Genomic DNA, 19,711 nt, shown 5'->3' with positions numbered 1-19,711 from the left:
GGATCGGGCAGAGTAGGCGCATGGAACCCGACTGGGTGCGACACGCGATCTGGTGGCAGGTGTATCCGCTCGGCTTCGCCGGCGCGGACGTGCACCGCACCGGCGCGCCCACCCCCGGCGGCCCGCGAGCCCTCGAAAAGCTCACGCAGTGGCTCGATTACGCCACGAGGCTCGGCTGCAACGGGCTACTGCTGAACCCCGTCTCCGCCTCGAGCACGCACGGCTACGACACGAGCGACCCCTTCCGCGTCGACGAGCGGCTCGGCACCGAACAGGACTTCGACGCGCTGGTCGCCGCCTGCCGCGAACGGGGCCTGAAGCTGCTGCTGGACGGCGTGTTCAACCACGTCGGCCGCGACTTCCCCCAGTTCCGGGCGGCCCTGGAGTACGGGCCGCACAGCGCGGAGGCCGGCTGGTTCGACCTCGACTGGGACCACCGCGACGCGGCCGGCGAGCCGAGAGCGCGCGACTTCGAGGGGCATCCCGAGCTGGTCGCCCTGCATCACGCCAGCCCGGCGGTGGAGGACCACGTCGTCGCGGTGATGAACCACTGGCTGGCCCGCGGCGCCGACGGCTGGCGGCTCGACGCGGCCTACGCCGTCCCGAAGGATTTCTGGGCCCGGGTCTCGGCGCGGGTGAAGGGCGAGCACCCGCAGGCGTACCTGCTCGGCGAGGTGATCCACGGCGACTACCCGGGTTACGTGCAGTCCGGCCTCGACAGCGTCACCCAGTACGAGCTGTGGAAGGCGGTCTGGAGTTCGCTCAACGACCGCAACTTCTTCGAGCTGAGCTGGGCCCTGAAGCGGCACGACGAGCTGGTCGAGTCGTTCGCGCCGTTCACGTTCGTGGGCAACCACGACGTGACCAGGATCGCGAGTCGGCTCGGCGACGCCCGGCACCTCGCGCACGCCCTCGTCCTCCTGTTCACCCTCGCCGGCACCCCGGCCGTCTACTACGGCGACGAGCAGGCGTTCCGCGGGGTGAAGGAGGACCGCGCGGGCGGGGACGACGCCGTGCGCCCCGCGTTCCCGCCGTCCGAGGCCGACCTGGCCCCCGAGGGGTGGGCGACGTACCGGCTGCACCAGGACCTGATCGGCCTGCGCCGCCGTCACCCCTGGCTGCACCGAGCCCGGCTCGTGACCGACCACCTCGCCAACGGCATGTTCGCCTACACGATGCGCGACGGCGAGCAGCACCTCCACGTCGCGCTGAACCTGACCGACGACGTCTTCGACACCCCCACCGGCCTGTCCGCGCCCCCGCACGGCTGGGCGGTGAGCGGATGAACGCGCCCACCGAGGACCCACCGGTCCCCCAGATCGAGGTCGTCGGGGTGGGCAAGACGTTCAGCGTCCGCACCGGGTGGCGCGGCCGCCGGAGCGTGACCGCCCTGCACGACCTGTCGTTCGTGGTGGAGGCGGGTGAGGCGGTCGGGGTGGTCGGTGGCCCGGGCAGCGGCAAGTCGACGCTGGCCCGGATCGTCGCCGGACAGTTCGCGCCCAGCGCGGGTTTCGTGCGCACGGCCGGCCTGCTGCCGGTGCGGCAACGGGCCGACCTGACCCGCGTGGTCGGAGCGTTGCTGGCCGGTGACGAGGACGCCGGGCTGCCCGGCGACCTGTCGCTGGCCCGGCTGCTGCCGATCGTCGCCGAGGCCCGCGGCCTGGCCACCGGCGAGTGGCAGCTGCGCCGCGACGAGCTGGCCGAGCGGCTGGCGCTGGGCCCGCACCTGAACCGGCCCTACGGGCAGCTGGACGACGCCCTGCGGCTGCGTGCCTGCCTCGCGGTCGCGCTGCTGCACCGGCCGCCGCTGCTGATCCTCGACGACGTGCTCGACGGGCCCGACGCGGTGGGCCGTGACCTGATCCGCGGCCTGCTGCGGCACGAGCACCGGGTCGGCGGCTGCACGCTGCTGCTGAGCGCCGCCTCGGTCAGCGCCCTCGAGTCGTCCTGCCGGCGCCTCCTGGTGCTGGACGGCGGGCGTCTCGTGCACGACGGGCCGCTGCCCGACCTGGTGGAACGGGCCGGGGCGCAACGCATCCTGGTCATCGATCTGACCGAGGCGGCCGGCCGGCTGGACTCGGTACCGAACGCCGAGGTGCTCGAGGTGGAGGCCGACGGGCGCCGTCAGCGGCTGCTCTGCCCGCCCGGCCGGACGGCGACCGCGGACGTCCTCGCCGACGTCGCCGACCGCCTGCCGCCGGACGTGCGGGTGCGCGACGTGACGGTGCTGGAGCCCGCCCTGGACGACGTGCTCGCGCGGCTGCGGGAGGTCTGAAGCTCAGCCGTCGACCACGGTCCCGTCGAGCATCACGCCGTTGGCCGGGTCGGTCGGGTCGTCGATGCCCTCGTTGCCGTACATCGGCACGACGAAGGCGTGCAGCCGGAGGTACTCGGTGCCCTCGACGCGGGGGTCCTTCGCGGTCGGCACCGTGACGTCGACGGAGGTGTCACCCGCCGCGACGAACAGCGCCGCGGTGCCGTCGACCTTCGACAGCCTGCGGTAGGGCTTCTGGGCGTCGAAGAAGGTGTCGCTCAACCACGTACCCGACACGTCGTAGGTGGTCATGGCCGGGGTCTGCGGCGGGTCGACGAACTGCAACCCGATCTGCAGGTCGACGGCCGCGGGGGCCGAGGTCGCGACCTTCCAGCGCAGCGTCGCGCCCTCCGTCACCGTGGTCTTGACCGGGGTGAACGACAGGGTCGGCACCGGGTCGTCGTTGGTGATCGTGACCCCACCGCTCCACCCGCCGACCACGGTGCCGGCGCCGGCCCGGGCCTGCACCGTGATGAGCCCGTCGGGCGCGAAGAGGTCGTCCCCCAGCACCTTCCACGGCACGGAGCCCGCGGCCCCGTCCCCGGCGACCTGGAGCAGGGAGGCCTTGACGACCCCCGTGGCGGAGTCGGTGACGAACACCCGGACCGTGCCCGGCGTCGTCCCGGTGAGCGTGACGGGCACGTCCACGGTGTGCTCCGTGGAACCCTCCGCGACCTTCCCCGCGTCACCCACGTCGACCCGGGTCAGCGGCGCCTGCCGGACGGCGGGCGTCCCGGCCTTGCGACCCCAGGCGTCGAGCAGCCACAGCTTGCCGGTCTTCGACCGGGGGACGAACTCGAGCCGGGAGACCTTGGTGAGGTCGACCTTTCCCGGTTCGGCGAGCGGGACCCGGCGCTCCTGGGCCCAGTACGAGACGGTGTTCGCGGTGCCGGGCAGACCCTTCGGCTTCAGGGTCCCGAGTACGGCCCGGTGTCCCTTCGAGTCACGCACGGCCACGTCGAAACTCGTCGAGGTGCTGTTCGGCGGCACGATCACCCGCAGCGCGACGGACGACGAGTGGCTGAGGTCGGCGGTCGTGCCGCCGCCCGCACCGGTGACGGGCACGAGCACACGGCCCGACGCCTTGGTCCAGCTGGCGCGCAGCGCGAACCGGTCCGGGTCGCGGGCGCCGTAGACGAAGGGCACGAAGTTCGGCGACAGCGAGGAGTCCCCACCGCCGGGCAGGCACCCGCCTGAGCCGCCGCCCGCCACCTGGTAGCAGACCGAGGCCTTGACCGAGCCGGTGCGGCTGATCGTCAGGCCCTTGGCGGGCCGGGCCAGCGACGTCCGGCGCAGCCCCAGCGCGGAGGCCGAGACCCGCAGTCCCTTCAGGGATTTCGGGATGACCTTGCTCCCGTCGAGGATGGGCCGGGCCCGGTCGTCCCCGGCGACGAACAACCGGGCGGCGGTGGCCAGGTAGACGGCACCCACCTGCTCCTGCGTCGTGCCCGACAGCCGCAGCGACGTCTTCGCGACCTTCTTCGACGTGCCGCAGTACGTGTCCTTCGGCAGCCACCAGTCGTCGTTCGACTCGGCGACGGACCGGCCCGGCGTCCACTCGGAGTTGAAGAAGTTGTGGTCGGCCCCGGTGATCCGCACGGCGCTGTGCAGCGCGGTGCCGGTCGAGGTGGCGCGGCTGCCGTCGACGTACTGCTGGCCCTGCTGGTCGTAGACGTCTCCGTCGCAGCCGGGCAGGACCACGACCGAGGGGACGTCGGCGGCCGGGTCGGCACCGAACGCGGTGGGCGCCAACAGGTAGGTGCCGAGCACCTTCCAGCGCACGGCGCCGTGGTAGCCGTCGACGTCGGCGGGCGGTGGGTTCAACGAGTCGAGCGCCGCCCGGTTGGCTCCCTCGCCGCCGCGGGAGTGCCCGGCCAGCAACACCTTCTGCAGGTTCACGGGCGGCACGGAGGCCAGCCCCGCGGGCCGGGAGTCGGGGTCCGCCTGCCAGTCGGCCCACTGGGCGAGGTGCAACCGCAGCAGCGACGAGCGGGCCTGCGCGCCCCCGTCGGCCAGCTCGCCGTCCTGGGCGTTGATGCCGTTGGCGGAGATCGAGACGGTCACGTACCCCTGGGAGGCGAGCAGCTTCTGCGCCTTCAGGTAGCCCAGGTAGCTGGGGATCGCCTTCTCCGGCGCGGGGCACGGCCAGTCGGCGTCGACCTCGCTGTCCCCCGGCCCCGAGGCGCGGGGGATGTAGCAGGTGCCGTGGCGACCGTGCAGGATCAGCACCAGGGGCCGGTTCCCGAGGGCCCCCTTGGGGGCGACGACGTGCCCGAGCATCTCGACCGGGTGGGGCAGGCCGGGCAGGGTGACCGAGGGCAGCGTGTAGTCGACGCTGCGGGTCGCGTACTTCCCCGGGGCGCCCGGGTCGACGTCCGCGTAGGCCGCCTTCTCGACGGGCGCGGGGGCGCTGGACGACGACCGCGCGGTTCCGGTGGCGGCGGCGGTGATCGACGTGGGGCCGCCGTCGAGGCGCCGGCCCGCGGCGCGGGCCTCCAGCCGCGCCCCCTGCATCGTGCCCGCCGGAACGGACAGCGAGTAGGTGCGCCCGTCGTCCGAGCGGTGCGCGAAGCCGAGCAGCCGCGCGGGACGCCCGTCGGTCGGGACGGCGAACAACTGCACCCCGGCCCCGGTCAGGGGCAGGGCCTCAGGCGCGGTCCAGGTGACGGTGACCCGGGCGGGCACCGGCTGCGTGAGCACGGGTGGGGCCGCGGAGGCCGGCGAGCCGAACGGGAGGAGGAGGGCCGCCGCGACGGCGAGGGGCACCACAGACCTGCGCATGTCGCAGATCGTAGGGGCAGGATGACGGCCCGTTCACAGGGTCTTCAGCATCCGGGTGTTGCCGAGGGTGTTCTGCTTCACCCGGGCCAGGTCGAGGAACTCCCACACGCCCTCGTCGGGGGAGCGCAGCAGCTCCTGGTAGACCTCCGGGGCGACGGGGGTGCTGTCGATCGGCTCGAAGCCGTGCGCGGCGAAGAACTCGACCTCGAAGGTCAGGCAGAACACCCGGCTGACGCCCAGCTCGCGGGCCGCCTCGAGCAGGTCCGCGAGCAGCGCGTGGCCGACGTGCCGGCCCCGCCACTCAGGATGCACGGCGAGGGTGCGGACCTCGGCCAGGTCCTGCCACATCACGTGCAGGGCGCCGCACCCGATCACCTGGCCGCCGTCGTCCTCGGCGACGAGGAACTCCTGCACGTCCTCGTAGTAGGTGACCGTCTCCTTGTGCAGCAGGATGCGGTCGGAGGCGTAGCCGTCGACCAGGCGCGCGATCCGCGGGACGTCGGTGGTGCGGGCGGCGCGGATGCTCACTCCGGGAACGGTCACACCGGGATTCTCCCACCAGTAACCTCAGCCCCATGAGCACGCCTCTCGCCGTCATCGTCGGCGCCGGTCCAGGAGTCGGGGCCGCGACCGCCCGGCGGTTCGCCTCCCTCGGCTACTCGATCGGCCTGGTCTCGCGGGGTTCCGCCGCCTCGCAGCTGGCCGACGACCTGGAGGCCGACGGCGCCCAGGTCGGCTGGGCCAAGGCCGACGTCACCGACCCGGTCGCGCTGACCGAGGCGTTGAGCGTCATGTCGCAGGCGCACGGGCGGGTCGACGTCCTGCACTTCAACCCGTCGTTCGGGCGCGAGGTGACCGGTCGCGACCTGAACGCGCTCACGCTGCTGGAGGACCTGCACCTGGGTGCGGCGGCCCTGACGACGGCCGTGGCGGCCGTGCTGCCGCTCATGCTGCAGCAGCACACGGGCACCATCCTGGCCACCGGCAGCGGCGCGGCCGACCACCCGATCCGCGAGGTGGCCACCCTCGGGGTGCAGAAGGCGGCCCTGCGCAGCCTGGTCCAGACCCTCGCGCTCGACCTCGGGCCGGAGGGCATCCACGTGGCGACGGTGACCGTGCGCGGCGGCCTCGGCCGGGGCCCCGGGGCGATCGCGCCCGAGCGGGTGGCCGAGACGTTCGCCGAGCTGGCGGCCGAGACCGCCGGTGACCCGGCGGCCTGGCGCACCGTCGTCGACCTGACCGCCTGACCTCCGCTCAGACCACGGGGACGGCGGCCAGCGCGGTCGCGAGGTCGGCGTCCGAGAGCCCGGAGTCGGTCATCCGGCCGTGCAGGTAGTCGTCGTAGGCGGCCAGGTCGAGCAGGCCGCGGCCCGGGGGCGGTCGAGCGCTACGACAGCCGCAGCGGAAGGCGTTTCGGCCCACGCAGGATGAGCCCCTTGCCTCGCTCGACCTTCCCGTCGAGCCGCAGCGCGGGGTGGCGCTCGAAGAGCATGCGCAGCGCCACCTCGCCCTCCAGCCGGGCCAGCGAGGCCCCGAGGCAGTAGTGCACCCCGCCCGCGAAACTCATGTGGTCGCGCGCATTCTCGCGCGCGATGTCGAACCGGTCGGGGTCGGCGAAGACCGCCGGGTCACGATTGGCGCCGCCGAGCATCACGACGATCGCGGAGCCCTTGCGCACCCGCCGGCCGGCGATCTCGGTGTCCTTCCGGATCATCCGCGCCGTCATCTGCACCGACGACTCGTAGCGCAGCGCCTCCTCGACGAGGTTGCCCGCCAGCTCAGGCTTCTCGCGCAACAGGTCGACCTGGTCGGGGTTGCGCATCATGGCCAGGGTGGCGTTGCCGATCAGGTTCACGGTGGTCTCGAAGCCCGCGGCCAGGATCAGCATGGCGGTGGCCACCAGCTCGCGGTCGGTCAGGCCCGCCTCGGAGTCGGCGTCGGCGATGAGGGCGTCGACCACCCGGTCGCCGCCGGTCCGGCGCCGTTGCGCGAAGAGGGTGCGCAGGTAGGCGCCGAGCTCGTTCAGCGCGGGCGTGACGACGTGGGCCGGCGCCCCGCCCATCACGTCGAGCCCCGAGGCGAGCACGTCGCCCCACCGCTTGACCCGCTCCCAGTCCGACGTCGGGATGCCGAGCAGCTCGCTGATCACCACGACCGGCAGCACGCCAGCGTAGCCCTCCATCAGCTCGAACCCGCGCTGCGGGGCCGCGTCCAGCAGCTCGTCGGCCACCTCCTCGACCCGGCCGCGCACGGCCTCGATGGCCCGCGGGGTGAACGCCTTGCTGACCAGGCGGCGCAGCCGGGTGTGGTCGGGCGGGTCCATCCCGATCATCGAGTCGTCGCCGAGCGGGTCGGGGGTGTCATCGAACAGGCCGTCGCCGGTCACCCGGCGGCCGTTCATCCGGGCGTTGCCCTCGCCTCCGGCCCGGAGTCTCACCATGACCCGGGACAGGAACGTGGAGGGGCGCTCGACGTCCGGCACCGGGGCGCTGCCGAACCGTTCGTGGTCGCGCAGCACCTCGTTGCCGACCGCGTGGTGCGCGGTGACCCAGCCGATCATGCTCGGGACGACGAGCCCGGACTCCCGCATCTGCCGGTAGGCCGGGTAGGGGTTGCGGCGGCCGGACGGCGTGACCAGCCGCGCGATCGGGTCGCCCTGCACGCGCTTGACCGCGACCCCGCCGGCCACCAGGCCCTGGAGGGCGACGGCGCGGGCCTTGGCGCTGAGGTTGGTGCTCATCGGACGTCCTCCGGGGCGGGCTGGGTCGGCTTCTGGGGACGGAGCAGGCGGGCGACGAGGACGGCGGTCGCCCCGGCGTCGGGGGCCCCGTCGCCGTCCACGGCGCGCAGCACCGTGAGACCGGAGGCCGTGGCGACGAGGAGCCGGGCCAGCGTCGCGGCGTCGAGGTCGTCGTCGACGACCCCGGCCTGCTGGGCGACCTTGAGGGTCGCGGTGAGCGCGTCGGTGACGTCGGCGAAGTGCCGGCGGACCGAGGCGGTGACGGCGGTGCCGCGGGAGGCCTCGGCGATGATCTGCACGTGCAGTGGCGCGGAGCCGCCGTGGTCGCGTTGGGTCAGTGACTCGTGCAGGCGGTAGAGGCCGGCCAGGACGTCGCCCTCGGCGGCCACGGCGCGCAGGGCGCGGACCGTGCGCTCGGCCTCCCGCTCGACGAGGGCGGTGACCAGCTCCTCCTTGCCCTTGAAGTAGCGGTAGAGCAGGCCCGGGCTGCACCCGGCCTCGAGGCTGATCTCGGCGATGGTCGTGGCGTGGAAGCCGCCGCCGGCGAAGCACCGGGCGGCCGCGTCGAGCAGCTGGGTCCGCCGGTCCGCCGGTTCCCGTACCTCGGGCACGTGTCGTCACCTCCGCGTGAATGAACGTTCATTCACGGTACCGGCGCGTACCAGGTGACGCAACCACCCCCTCGTCGTGATCATGCAGAAAGGTTCCGGCGATCATGCAGGAACGTGCCGCCCGGCCCGGCCGGGAGCGCGCTCGTGCATGATCACTGGAACCTTTCTGCATGATCACGAACGAAGGGGAGGGTCAGCGGGCGGCGGGTACCGCCGTCCCCGCCGGGAGCGAGACGTCGGGACGGTCCGCGTCCGCCGCGTCCCCCGCGTCCGAACGGCCCTCCGAGGCGGGCTCGGCGACCGGCTCGTGGTCGTCGTCCAGCATGGTCGCCTCGTCGAACGGCCGCTCCCCGGCCAGCGTCCGCAACGCCGTGTCCCGGTCGAACTCGCCGACCCAGTGCCCGACGAGCACCGTCGCGACGGCGTTGCCGGCGAAGTTCGTCACGGCCCGCGCCTCGGACATGAACCGGTCGATGCCCACGATCAGGCCGACGCCGTCCACCAGGTCGGGCCGGTGCGACTGCAGGCCGCCGGCCAGCGTCGCCAGCCCGGCCCCGGTCACCCCGGCCGCCCCCTTCGAGGCGATGATCATGAAGACCAGCAGCGACAGTTGCTGCCCGATGCTGAACGGCTTCCCGAGCGCCTCGGCGATGAAGAGCGAGGCCATCGTCAGGTAGATCGCGGTGCCGTCGAGGTTGAAGGAGTACCCGGTCGGCACGGTGATGCCCACGACGGGCTTGGACACCCCGAGGTGCTGCATCTTGGCGATCAGCCGCGGCAGGGCCGACTCCGACGACGACGTCGAGACGATGAGCAGGAACTCGCGGCCCAGGTAGCGCAGCAGCGAGAAGATGTTGATCCCCGCGACCACCCGTAGCAGGGTGCCGAGGATCAGGAAGACGAACACCGCGCAGGTCAGGTAGAAGGCGATCATGATCCGGGCGAGGCTGACCAGGGCGTCGGCCCCCGTCGCCCCGACCACGGCGGCGATGGCCCCGAAGGCGCCGATCGGGGCCAGCCACATGATCATGGCCAGGATCCGGAAGACGAGCTTCTGGAGCACGCTCACCCCGCGCAGGATCGGCTGCCCGGCCGAACCCATCGCCTGGACGGCGAAGCCGACGAGCAGGGCCACGAGCAGGGCCTGCAGCACCTCCCCCTCGGTCAGCGCCGAGACGAGCGTGGTCGGGATGACGTTGAGCAGGAAGTCGACGGTGCTGACCTTCTCGTCACCGGCCGCCTCGGCCCCCGACCCGGCCAGGCCGCTGAGGTCCAGCCCGGAACCCGGGTGCAGGAAGTTGCCCACCAGCAGGCCGACGCCCAGGGCGACCGTCGACATGGTGAGGAAGTAGCCGAGGGCCAGGCCGCCGACCTTGCCGACCTTGGCAGCCTCGCGGATGGAGCCGACGCCCAGGACGATCGTGCAGAAGATGACGGGCGCGATCATCATCTTGATCAGCGCGACGAAGCCCGTGCCGATCGGCTTCAGCTCCACCCCGACGTCCGGGGCCACGAGACCCACGACGGCCCCGGCGGCGACGGCGACGATGACGCTCAGGTACAGCAGGTGGGTGCGGTCGCGCCGGGCCGGCGCGGCCGGGGCGGGCGAGGGGGTGACGGCGGACATCGGCTGCTCCTCATCGTTGGGGGTCGGCTCTGTGAGCTGGGCCACTGCGACTGAGAGTGGGCGCCCGCCGTCCCGGTGTCGCGGTTCTGGTCGTTTCGGTCGCCCCCGCGTCCGCCCGCCGCACGGCACACTGAGGCGATGTGGTGGGACCCGAGGCGCTGGAGCCTCGCCCGGCAGGTGTTCGCCCTGCTCACGGCGGCGGTCCTGGTGCTCGTCACCGTCGCCGTCGCCACCGTGCTGGTGCAGACCAGGCGCACCGTGACCGACGCCAAGCGCGACGAGGCGCTGGCCGTCGCCGGGTCCGTGGCCCAGTCCCCCGACGTCCTGGCGGCGCTGCGCGAGCCCGACCCGTCCGCCGTCCTGCAGCCCTACGCCGAGGCCGTCCGGCGCCGCACCGGCGTCTCGTTCGTGACGATCATGACGCCGGCGGGGATCCGCTACACGCACCCGAACCCGAACCTGATCGGGCAGCGCTTCTTCGGGCACACCGCCCCCGCCGTCGCCGGGCGGGACTTCACCGAGACGTACACCGGCAGCCTGGGGCCCTCGGTGCGGGCCGTCGTCCCGGTGCGGGACGGCGGCCGGGTGGTGGCCCTGGTCTCGGTCGGGGTGACCACCCGGGCGGTCGGCCGGGAGGTCCGCCGGGAGGTACCGGCGCTGCTGGCCGCGGGTGGTCTGACCCTGGTGGTGGCCGGCGCCGGCGTCTGGCTGCTCAGCCGCCGGCTGCGCCGCCAGACCCACGGGATGAGCCCCCCGGAGCTGACCCGGCTGTTCGAGTTCTACGACGCGGTGCTGCACTCGGTGCGGGAGGGCCTGCTGATCGTCGACCGGGACGGCACGCTGCGGCTGGCCAACGACGAGGGGCGCCGCCTGCTCGGGCTGTCCGAGGCGGACGTCGGCCGACCCCTGCGGGCGTTGGACCTCCCGGCCCCCCTGCTCGCCGACCTCGATCCCGGCCCCGAGGCCGGGCCGGACGCCGAGCTGATCGACGTCCCGCGGCTCACGGACGAGCGCGTGCTGGTGGTCAACCGCGCCGCCGTGCGCTGGCAGGGTCGCCTGCTCGGGCACGTCGTCACGCTGCGGGACCACACGGACCTGGTGCAGCTGTCCGGGGAGCTGAGCACCACGCGCGGCCTGGCCGAGGCCCTGCGCTCGCAGGCCCACGAGGCGGCCAACCGGCTGCACAGCGTCATCACCCTGGTCGAGCTCGGCCAGACCGAGCGGGCGCTCGAGTTCGCCACCCGGGAACTGGCCGCCGCGCAGGAGCTGACCGACCAGGTCGTGGGTGGAGTCCGGCAACCGGTCCTGGCCGCGCTGCTGCTCGGCAAGGCGGCGGAGGCCGGGGAGCGGGGCGTGACCCTGGCCTTCCCGGACGAGTTCGACGTGCCCGACGGCGCGGTCGACGCCCGGGACCTCGTCACCGTCGTCGGCAACCTCGTCGACAACGGGATCGAGGCCGCGTTGCGCGGGCCGGGGCCGCGCCGGGTCGAGGTCGGGGCCCAGCTGGACGACGGGCGGCTGCGGGTCCGGGTCGCCAACACCGGGCCGGCGCTCACCCCGCAGGACCAGGACCGGATGTTCGCCCGCGGCTGGACCACCAAGGACGGTGACGGGCACGGTCTGGGGCTGGCCCTCGTCGAGCAGGCCGTGCGGCGGGCGGGCGGGGTGATCACCGTGACCTCGCACGAGGCCGGGGCGGACGACGTCAGCACCACCTTCGAGGTCGACCTGCCCGTGCGGAGCGCCCCGTGACCGCCGCACCGGAACCGGTCCGGACGCTGGTGGTCGAGGACGAACCCCTCGCCGCGCAGGCGCACGCCCAGTTCGTCCGTCGCGTGCCCGGGTTCGAGGTGGTGGGCGTCGTGGGGACCGGCGAGGAGGCGCTGCACACCCTGGCCCGCACCCGCGTCGACCTCGTGCTGCTGGACATGAACCTGCCCGACATGCACGGCCTGGCCGTCTGTCGCGCCATGCGGGCGGCCGGGTACCGGGCCGACGTCGTCGCCGTCACCTCGGCCCGCGACCTGGAGGTGGTGCAGTCGGCGGTGTCGGCCGGGGTGGTGCAGTACCTACTCAAGCCGTTCGTGTTCGCCAGCCTGCGGGACCGGCTGGAGCGCTACGCCGCGTACCGGGCCGAGCTCGCGCGGGAGGCGGACGGCGGGCCGCGGTCGGCGACCGTCTCCGGTCAGGACCAGGTCGACCGCCTGCTCGGGCAGCTGCACTCGGTCGACGCGCATCCCGCGCCCAAGGGCCTGGCGGCCGAATCGGCGGAGCGGGTGATCGCGGCGCTGCGCGACGACGGCCCCCTCACGGCGACCGAGCTGGGCCGGCACCTGGGCCTGTCCCGCGTGGCCGCGCGCCGGTACCTGGAGCGGCTGGCCGAACGCGGGCTCGCGCGGCGGGCGCCGCGCTACGGCGGTCCCGGGCGACCCGAGATCGAGTACACCTGGCACCAGCCCCCTCGTTCGTGATCACGAACAAAAGAGCGGAGCGGCCCGTACCCCCTCGACCAGGGGTACGGACCGCTCCGTGAATCTAGCGGCGGATCTACCGGTCGCGATCAGCTCGCGGCCGCGCCACCCTCCGGCGCCGTCTCGCCGGCCGAGTCGACCCCGGCCGTCTCGATCGGCGGCACGTCCGGCACGGAACTCTTGCCGGCGCCCTTGAAGATGAACTTGGCGTTCTCACCCTCGCCCTCGACGTCCACCAGGACGATCTGCCCCGGCTTCAGCTCGCCGTAGAGGATCTTCTCGGACAGGGTGTCCTCGATCTCGCGCTGGATCGTACGGCGCAGCGGCCGCGCACCCAGCACGGGGTCGTAACCCTTGACGGCGAGCGCGATCTTGGTGGCCGGGGTGAGCTCGATGCCCATGTCCCGGTCCTTCATGCGCTCGTCGACCTTGGCGATCATCAGGTCGACGATCTGGATGATCTCCTCCTGCGACAGCTGCGGGAAGACGATCGTGTCGTCGACGCGGTTGAGGAACTCCGGCCGGAAGTGCTGCTTGAGCTCCTCGTTGACCTTCGCCTTCATCCGCTCGTAGCTGGTCTTCAGGTCGCTGCCGGACTGGAACCCGATCTGCACACCCTTGGCGATGTCCCGGGTGCCCAGGTTCGTCGTCATGATGATGATCGTGTTCTTGAAGTCCACCGAGCGGCCCTGGCTGTCGGTCAGGCGACCGTCCTCCAGGATCTGCAGCAGCGAGTTGAAGATGTCCGGGTGGGCCTTCTCCACCTCGTCGAACAGGACGACGGAGAACGGCTTGCGGCGGACCTTCTCGGTCAGCTGGCCACCCTCTTCGTAGCCCACGTACCCGGGGGGCGAACCGAAGAGCCGGGAGACCGTGTGCTTCTCCGAGAACTCGGACATGTCCAGCTGGATCAGGCTGTCCTCGTCGCCGAACAGGAACTCCGCGAGCGCCTTGGCCAGCTCGGTCTTACCGACACCCGTGGGGCCGGCGAAGATGAACGAACCGCCCGGACGCTTCGGGTCCTTCAGGCCGGCGCGGGTACGCCGGATCGCCTGCGACAGGGCCTTGATGGCGTCGTTCTGGCCGATGATGCGCCGGTGGAGCTCGTCCTCCATGCGCAGGAGCCGGGACGACTCCTCCTCGGTCAGCTTGAACACCGGGATGCCGGTGGCCGTCGCCAGAACCTCGGCGATCAGCTCCTCGTCCACCTCGGCGACGACGTCCATGTCACCGGCCTTCCACTGCTTCTCACGCTCGGCCTTGGCCGCCAGCAGCTTCTTCTCGGTGTCGCGCAGCGACGCGGCCTTCTCGAAGTCCTGCGCGTCGATCGCGGACTCCTTGTCGCGCCGGGTCTGGGCGATCTTCTCGTCGAACTCGCGCAGGTCCGGCGGCGCCGTCATGCGACGGATGCGCAGCCGGGCACCGGCCTCGTCGATCAGGTCGATCGCCTTGTCGGGCAGGTACCGGTCGTTGACGTACCGGTCGGCCAGCGTCGCCGCCGCGACCAGCGCCGCGTCGGTGATGGAGACCCGGTGGTGCGCCTCGTACCGGTCCCGCAGACCCTTCAGGATCTCGATCGCGTGCGACAGCGACGGCTCCTGCACCTGGACCGGCTGGAACCGGCGCTCCAGGGCCGCGTCCTTCTCGATGTACTTGCGGTACTCGTCGAGAGTGGTCGCGCCGATCGTCTGCAGCTCGCCGCGGGCCAGCATCGGCTTGAGGATGCTCGCCGCGTCGATGGCTCCTTCAGCGGCGCCGGCACCCACGAGGGTGTGGATCTCGTCGATGAACAGGATGATGTCGCCGCGGGTGCGGATCTCCTTCAGGACCTTCTTCAGCCGCTCCTCGAAGTCACCGCGGTAGCGGGAACCGGCGACGAGCGCGCCCAGGTCGAGGGTGTACAGCTGCTTGTCCTTCAGCGTCTCGGGCACCTCGCCCTTGACGATGGCCTGGGACAGGCCCTCGACGACGGCCGTCTTGCCGACGCCCGGCTCGCCGATCAGGACCGGGTTGTTCTTGGTGCGGCGGGACAGCACCTGCATGACCCGCTCGATCTCCTTCTCCCGGCCGATAACGGGGTCGAGCTTGCCCTCCCGCGCGGCCTGGGTCAGGTTGCGACCGAACTGGTCGAGCACGAGCGAACCCGACGGCGTGCCCTCGGTGGGACCGCCCGCCGTCGCCGGCTCCTTGCCCTGGTAGCCGGACAGCAGCTGGATGACCTGCTGACGCACCCGGTTGAGGTCCGCGCCCAGCTTCACCAGCACCTGCGCCGCGACGCCCTCACCCTCGCGGATGAGGCCGAGCAGGATGTGCTCGGTGCCGATGTAGTTGTGGCCGAGCTGCAGCGCCTCGCGCAGCGACAGCTCGAGAACCTTCTTGGCCCGGGGAGTGAAGGGGATGTGGCCGCTGGGCGCCTGCTGGCCCTGACCGATGATCTCCTGGACCTGCTCACGCACGGCGTCGAGCGAGATGCCCAGGGATTCGAGTGCCTTGGCCGCGACGCCCTCACCCTCGTGGATGAGGCCGAGGAGGATGTGCTCGGTGCCGATGTAGTTGTGGTTGAGCATCCTGGCTTCCTCCTGAGCCAGGACGACGACACGGCGGGCGCGGTCGGTAAACCTCTCGAACATCTGCGCTCCTTACGTGCCAGGCGGTCCCCCTACGAGGACTGCGAGTCTTGCCGACCTTATCGATGCTACGTGGGGCTACGGAACGAAAACACCCTGTGCTTGATGAGTGAGACCGTTCCGACACCCGTGCATCGACCAACTCACGCCGTACCTGAGCTGTTCCGACGCACGCCTTCGGGTGACCCCTGTTCGCTGAGGGCTGAGCCGCCCGGTACAGTCCTATCAGCGAGGGGAGTACCTCCACGCGCCGTTCCGGTCAGTACGGAAACGTCCCCTATGGGCGTTCCCCGGGCGGCGGTCGGCCCCGGAGGGGCCGGTGAGGGAGACCTCGGTGCCGTCACCATGCACCGGAGGATCCTGCTCGATGTTCACCACCGTCGCGAGCCCGCTCACCGCCGCCGAACCGGCCGACCCGGTCATCTCCTCGATCGGTACGCCCACCCTGTGGGCGGCCACGATCGGGTTCGTCATCGCCCTGATCGCACTCGACTTCGTCCTGACCCGCCGACCGCACGAGGTCTCCACCCGGGAGGCCGCCGCCTGGTCGGCGTTCTACATCGCCCTGCCCCTGGCCTTCGGGGCCTTCGTCTGGGCGCGGTACGGCACGGAGCCCGGCTCGGAGTACCTCGCCGGGTACGTCGTGGAGAAGTCGCTGTCGGTCGACAACCTCTTCGTCTTCATGCTGCTGCTGGCCGGGTTCGCGGTGCCGGCCGCGCTCCAGCAGCGGGTGCTGCTGTACGGGATCGTCGGGGCGCTCCTGCTGCGGGGCGTCTTCATCGCCGTCGGCGCCGCGGCCCTGCAGGCGTTCGCGATCACGTTCCTCGTCTTCGGGATCGTGCTGATCGCCACCGCGGTCAAGATCCTGCGGGACGCCGTGCAGGGGCACGAGCAGCAGGTGGACGTCGACCGCATGCGGTCCGTGCGCCTGCTGCGCCGCTTCTTCCCGGTCACCGGGGAGTACCAGGGGCCGCGCATGCTCACCCGCGAGAACGGACGGCGGGCGCTCACCCCGCTCGCGGTCGTCACCTTCGCCGTGCTGGGCACGGACGTGGTGTTCGCGATCGACTCGGTGCCGGCGGTCTACGGCATCACCGGCGACCCGTACCTGGTGTTCGCGACGAACGCCTTCGCCCTGCTGGGCCTGCGCGCCCTGTACTTCCTGCTGAACACGGCGCTGTCGAAGCTGGTGCACCTCGGTTACGGCCTGGCGGCCATTCTCGGCGTCATCGGTGTGAAGCTCGTCCTGCACTGGGCGCACGGCGTCTGGCCGTCGGTCCCGACGGTTCCCACGATGGTTTCCCTGGCGCTGGTGGTGGGAATCCTGGTGCTGGTCACCGTGACCAGTCTCATCGCCACCCGGGACCGCGAGGAAAAGTCACCCGCGGTTCGGTGAATTGTCGACAAAACGTCGACGGGTGGATCCCCCTGGTATTCGGGTTTCCGGTGCTCAGGCCGGGCTGAAAGTGCGCTGTGCCCCCCGTGGCACAAGCACGGTCGGAAACCAGGTGGTGCGGATTGGTGCGGACTTCAGTGCGCGGCGTCGTACGCGTCCATGATCTCCGCGGAGATGCGGCCCCGGTCGCTGACCTCATGCCCCTTGGAACGGGCCCAGGCCCGGACGTCGGCGAGGTCGGCCCGCTTGGCGGACTTGGCCTTGGCGGCCGGACGACCAGCGCTGCGACCGCGGCCGCTGACCCGGCGGGCGTGACCCACCCAGGGGGCGAGAGCCTCACGCAGCTTCTCGGCGTTCTTCGCGTTCAGGTCGATCTCGTAGGCGGCACCGTCGAGCGAGAACGAGACCGACTCCTCGGCCTCTCCGCCGTCGATGTCGTCGACGAGGATGACCTGGACTTTCTGTGCCATGGATTCTCCCGGATTCCTGCACTCATTCGGATCATGAGTGGGGTTGACGACAGATAATGTCGCACGCCTATTATCGGCGCAAGTTCGGGAAAACCAAAGTATTGAGCGTCCGGAAAACTATTCCGCGGGACCTGAACTATTCTTCTGCGACTCGACCCGAGCCAGGGCCGCACGTTCCCGGCGGTCGGCCTCGGTCATGGACTTCACGGCCAGCCAGAACACCAGGCTGACGCCGACCGTGGGAATGATCGCCCCGATGAAGGCCAGCATTGCGAACCACCTATTCCGGCTTGACCAGCGGAAACATGATTGTCTCCCGGATTCCGAGGCCCGTGATCGCCATCAGCAGGCGGTCGAGCCCCATCCCCATTCCACCAGACGGTGGCATGCCGTACTCCATCGCCCTCAGGAAATCCTCGTCGAGGCGCATCGCCTCGTCGTCCCCGGCGCTGGCCAGTTTCGCCTGGGCCAGGAATCGCTCGCGTTGCACCACGGGGTCGACCAGTTCGGAGTAACCGGTGCCGAGCTCGAACGAGCGCACGTAGAGGTCCCATTTCTCGGCCACGCCCTCGACGGAGCGGTGCGCGCGGGTCAGCGGCGACGTCTCCACGGGGTAGTCGCGCACGAAGGTCGGCGCGTACAGGTCCGGGACGACGAGCGCCTCGAACAGTTCCTCGGCCAGCTTCCCCGGGCCGTACCGCTCGAGCACCGGGACGTCGTGCTTGTCCGCCAGCTCGACCAGTTCGGCCATCTCGCTCTGCGGGCCGACCTCGCGACCGGCGGCCTCCGACAGCGACCCGTACATCGTCACGGTGGCCCAGTCGCCGCCCAGGTCGTAGTCCGTGCCGTCGGCCAGGGTGACCGTCGTCGAGCCGTGCACGGCGACGGCCGCCTCCTGCACGAGGTCCCGGGTCAGGGCGCCGATGGTGTCGTAGTCGCCGTACGCCTCGTACGCCTCGATCATCGCGAACTCGGGCGCGTGGCTGGAGTCGGCGCCCTCGTTGCGGAAGTTGCGGTTGATCTCGAAGACCCGCTCGATGCCGCCGACCACGGCCCGCTTGAGGTAGAGCTCGGGCGCGATCCGCAGGTACAGGTCGATGTCGAACGCGTTCATGTGGGTCTTGAACGGGCGCGCGCTGGCCCCACCGTGCAGCACCTGCAGCATGGGGGTCTCGATCTCGAGGAAGTCGCGCCGGTGGAACGACTCGCGCAGCGACCGGACGACGCCCGCCCGGGTCCGCACGACGTCGCGGGCCGCCGGGCGCACGATCAGGTCGACGTAGCGCTGCCGGACGCGCGACTCCTCGGACAGCTCCTTGTGCAGGACGGGCAGCGGGCGCAGGGCCTTGGCCGCGATCGTCCAGCTGCCGGCCAGCACCGACAGCTCGCCCCGACGCGAGGAGATGACCTCTCCGGTGACGGCCAGGAAGTCGCCGAGGTCGACGTCCGTCTTGAAGGCGGCCAGCGACTCCTCGCCGACGCCGTCCAGCGAGACCATCACCTGCAGCCGCGAGCCGTCCCCCTCCTGCAGGGTGGCGAAACACAGCTTCCCGCCGACGCGCACGAAGACCACGCGACCGGCCACCGTGACGACCTGCCCGGTGCCGGTGTCGGGTTCGAGGTCGCCGTACTGCGCGCGGACCTCGGCCAGCGTGTGGGTCCGGCCGACGGTGACCGGGTACGGGTCGTGCCCCTCCGCGAGCAGCCGCTCCCGCTTCTCCCGACGGATCCGCAGCTGTTCCGGCAGATCGTCGGGTTCGTCGTCGGTCTCGTGCGTCGGCTGGTCGCTCACACGGTCCAGCCTACGGTCGCTCAGGGAGCGGCGACCGGCAGGATCGCCGTGCTCGTGGACAGCGCGGCCCACACCTTCTGGGCGACGGCCTTCTCGTTCTCGGTCGGCCGGATCCGCAGGTCGGGGTCCGGCGGGTGCTCGACCGTGCCGTCGCCGACGTGTTCGACCAGCGCGACGGCCAGGTTCCGCAGCCGGACGTTGAAGTGCTGGCTGGCCCGGGCGATGGTCGAGAACGCGGCCGGGGCGTCGCAGCCGATCGCGCCCATCACCAGCCCCTTGGCCTGTTCGATCACCCGCCGGTACTGCGTCATCTCCAGCATCTGCGCGGCCACCTGCTCCTGGCCGGCGCAGTACTCCACGACCGCGAGCGCCTGGCTGACCATGGGCTCCCAGCGGTCGACGGTGCGCAGCGTCTTGTCGTCGGGGGTCCGGTCGAGATACAGGGACAGCAGCACCGGCAGGTCGCCGCCCCACTCGCCGGCCGAGACCACCACGCCTTGCACGGGCCCGAGGTCGTCGGCCGGAACGCCCTGCAGCCCACTGAGGCCGAGGGCGTCGTCCGGGTCCTGCGAGCCGTCGGTGGCCGGCCGGCTGATCGTCGCATCACCGCGGAAGGCGTCCCACAACGGCCCGACCGCCTGGTCCCACTGCGCCGGGTCGAGGCGCTTGGCGACGCCGACGGCGGCCACCGTGCGCGGGGCGCCGTGCGTGGCGTGCCCCTCGTCGGTGCCCGCCGCCCCGCACTGGTCGCAGTTCACCTCGGCCGGGGCCCCGGCCACGCTGAGGCCGGCCCCCAGGCAACCGGGCACCGAGCGGACCGTGAAATCGAGGAGGCTGGTCAGCAGGCCGTCGCCCTGGATCTGGATCGTCACCCCTAGAGGA

General features: G+C 71.9%; 17 protein-coding genes. 6 read left to right on the top strand and 11 right to left on the bottom strand.

The window, feature by feature from the left end:
* Positions 1 to 20 precede the first annotated feature (20 nt).
* Together ACIB24_RS12820 and ACIB24_RS12815 are read left to right on the top strand one after the other, a co-directional pair.
* Positions 21 to 1,286: an alpha-amylase family protein gene (locus ACIB24_RS12820; protein ID WP_398280641.1), complete on the top strand. Its 1,266-nt coding sequence runs from the start codon at positions 21 to 23 to the stop codon at positions 1,284 to 1,286.
* On the top strand, positions 1,283 to 2,275 hold the full coding sequence (locus tag ACIB24_RS12815; RefSeq protein WP_398280638.1) for an ATP-binding cassette domain-containing protein: 993 nt from the start codon (positions 1,283 to 1,285) through the stop codon (positions 2,273 to 2,275). Before ACIB24_RS12820 ends, ACIB24_RS12815 begins: the two co-directional genes overlap by 4 nt.
* 3 nt (positions 2,276 to 2,278) lie before the next feature.
* On the opposite strand, the gene ACIB24_RS12810 is transcribed toward ACIB24_RS12815, so the two are convergent.
* Together ACIB24_RS12810 and ACIB24_RS12805 are read right to left on the bottom strand one after the other, a co-directional pair.
* On the bottom strand, positions 2,279 to 5,095 hold the full coding sequence (locus ACIB24_RS12810; RefSeq protein WP_398280635.1) for an alpha/beta hydrolase family protein: 2,817 nt from the start codon (positions 5,093 to 5,095) through the stop codon (positions 2,279 to 2,281).
* A 33-nt stretch (positions 5,096 to 5,128) separates the two neighbouring features.
* Positions 5,129 to 5,638 carry an amino-acid N-acetyltransferase gene (locus ACIB24_RS12805; protein ID WP_398280632.1) on the bottom strand — a complete coding sequence of 170 codons (510 nt, stop codon included), beginning with the start codon at positions 5,636 to 5,638 and terminating at the stop codon, positions 5,129 to 5,131.
* A 32-nt stretch (positions 5,639 to 5,670) separates the two neighbouring features.
* Here ACIB24_RS12805 and ACIB24_RS12800 point away from each other — a divergent pair, with 32 nt between their 5' ends.
* Positions 5,671 to 6,342, top strand: coding sequence for an SDR family NAD(P)-dependent oxidoreductase (locus ACIB24_RS12800; RefSeq protein ID WP_398280629.1), 672 nt, complete (start codon positions 5,671 to 5,673; stop codon positions 6,340 to 6,342).
* 7 nt (positions 6,343 to 6,349) lie between these two features.
* Here ACIB24_RS12800 and ACIB24_RS12795 read toward each other — a convergent pair whose 3' ends face one another.
* The 4 genes from ACIB24_RS12795 to ACIB24_RS12780 all read right to left on the bottom strand — a co-directional run bounded on the left by ACIB24_RS12795 (position 6,350) and on the right by ACIB24_RS12780 (position 10,073).
* A complete protein-coding gene (locus ACIB24_RS12795) occupies positions 6,350 to 6,517 on the bottom strand; it encodes a hypothetical protein (protein WP_398280626.1) in 168 nt (55 codons plus the stop codon).
* A complete protein-coding gene (locus tag ACIB24_RS12790) occupies positions 6,483 to 7,835 on the bottom strand; it encodes a cytochrome P450 (RefSeq protein WP_398280623.1) in 1,353 nt (450 codons plus the stop codon). The genes ACIB24_RS12795 and ACIB24_RS12790 overlap by 35 nt, the downstream gene beginning before the upstream one ends.
* The gene (locus ACIB24_RS12785; RefSeq protein ID WP_398280620.1) at positions 7,832 to 8,446 is read right to left on the bottom strand and encodes a TetR/AcrR family transcriptional regulator; all 615 of its coding nucleotides are present in this window, start codon (positions 8,444 to 8,446) and stop codon (positions 7,832 to 7,834) included. The genes ACIB24_RS12790 and ACIB24_RS12785 overlap by 4 nt, the downstream gene beginning before the upstream one ends.
* Before the next feature lie 193 nt (positions 8,447 to 8,639).
* On the bottom strand, positions 8,640 to 10,073 hold the full coding sequence (locus ACIB24_RS12780; protein WP_398280617.1) for a cation:dicarboxylate symporter family transporter: 1,434 nt from the start codon (positions 10,071 to 10,073) through the stop codon (positions 8,640 to 8,642).
* 138 nt (positions 10,074 to 10,211) lie between these two features.
* Between ACIB24_RS12780 and ACIB24_RS12775 the strand changes: the two genes are divergently transcribed.
* Together ACIB24_RS12775 and ACIB24_RS12770 are read left to right on the top strand one after the other, a co-directional pair.
* Complete coding sequence (locus tag ACIB24_RS12775) at positions 10,212 to 11,825, top strand: ATP-binding protein (RefSeq protein WP_398280614.1); 1,614 nt, start codon at positions 10,212 to 10,214, stop codon at positions 11,823 to 11,825.
* Entirely contained in the window at positions 11,822 to 12,544 is a 723-nt protein-coding gene (locus ACIB24_RS12770; RefSeq protein WP_398280611.1) for a response regulator, read from the top strand. Before ACIB24_RS12775 ends, ACIB24_RS12770 begins: the two co-directional genes overlap by 4 nt.
* Positions 12,545 to 12,633: 89 nt before the next feature.
* On the opposite strand, the gene ACIB24_RS12765 is transcribed toward ACIB24_RS12770, so the two are convergent.
* Positions 12,634 to 15,174: an ATP-dependent Clp protease ATP-binding subunit gene (locus ACIB24_RS12765; RefSeq protein ID WP_398280607.1), complete on the bottom strand. Its 2,541-nt coding sequence runs from the start codon at positions 15,172 to 15,174 to the stop codon at positions 12,634 to 12,636.
* Positions 15,175 to 15,538: 364 nt separating this feature from the next.
* On the opposite strand from ACIB24_RS12765, the gene ACIB24_RS12760 reads away from it, so the two are divergent.
* Positions 15,539 to 16,567 carry a TerC family protein gene (locus tag ACIB24_RS12760; RefSeq protein WP_398280604.1) on the top strand — a complete coding sequence of 343 codons (1,029 nt, stop codon included), beginning with the start codon at positions 15,539 to 15,541 and terminating at the stop codon, positions 16,565 to 16,567.
* Positions 16,568 to 16,701: 134 nt separating this feature from the next.
* On the opposite strand, the gene ACIB24_RS12755 is transcribed toward ACIB24_RS12760, so the two are convergent.
* The 4 genes from ACIB24_RS12755 to ACIB24_RS12740 form a co-directional block, all read right to left on the bottom strand.
* On the bottom strand, positions 16,702 to 17,037 hold the full coding sequence (locus tag ACIB24_RS12755) for an Lsr2 family protein (RefSeq protein ID WP_398280601.1): 336 nt from the start codon (positions 17,035 to 17,037) through the stop codon (positions 16,702 to 16,704).
* 117 nt (positions 17,038 to 17,154) lie between these two features.
* Positions 17,155 to 17,307, bottom strand: a complete 153-nt coding sequence (locus ACIB24_RS12750; RefSeq protein ID WP_398280598.1) for a hypothetical protein — start codon at positions 17,305 to 17,307, stop codon at positions 17,155 to 17,157.
* 10 nt (positions 17,308 to 17,317) lie between these two features.
* Positions 17,318 to 18,829: a lysine--tRNA ligase gene (lysS, locus tag ACIB24_RS12745; RefSeq protein WP_398280595.1), complete on the bottom strand. Its 1,512-nt coding sequence runs from the start codon at positions 18,827 to 18,829 to the stop codon at positions 17,318 to 17,320.
* 20 nt (positions 18,830 to 18,849) lie between these two features.
* Entirely contained in the window at positions 18,850 to 19,701 is an 852-nt protein-coding gene (locus ACIB24_RS12740; RefSeq protein ID WP_398280592.1) for an ANTAR domain-containing protein, read from the bottom strand.
* Between the last annotated feature and the right edge of the window lie 10 nt (positions 19,702 to 19,711).

It is taken from the genome of Spongisporangium articulatum (genome assembly GCF_044465595.1).
Lineage (GTDB): Bacteria > Actinomycetota > Actinomycetes > Actinomycetales > Kineosporiaceae > Spongisporangium > Spongisporangium articulatum.
Note: the sequence above shows the minus strand (reverse complement) of the source record. Positions and strands in the feature narration are given on the sequence as shown.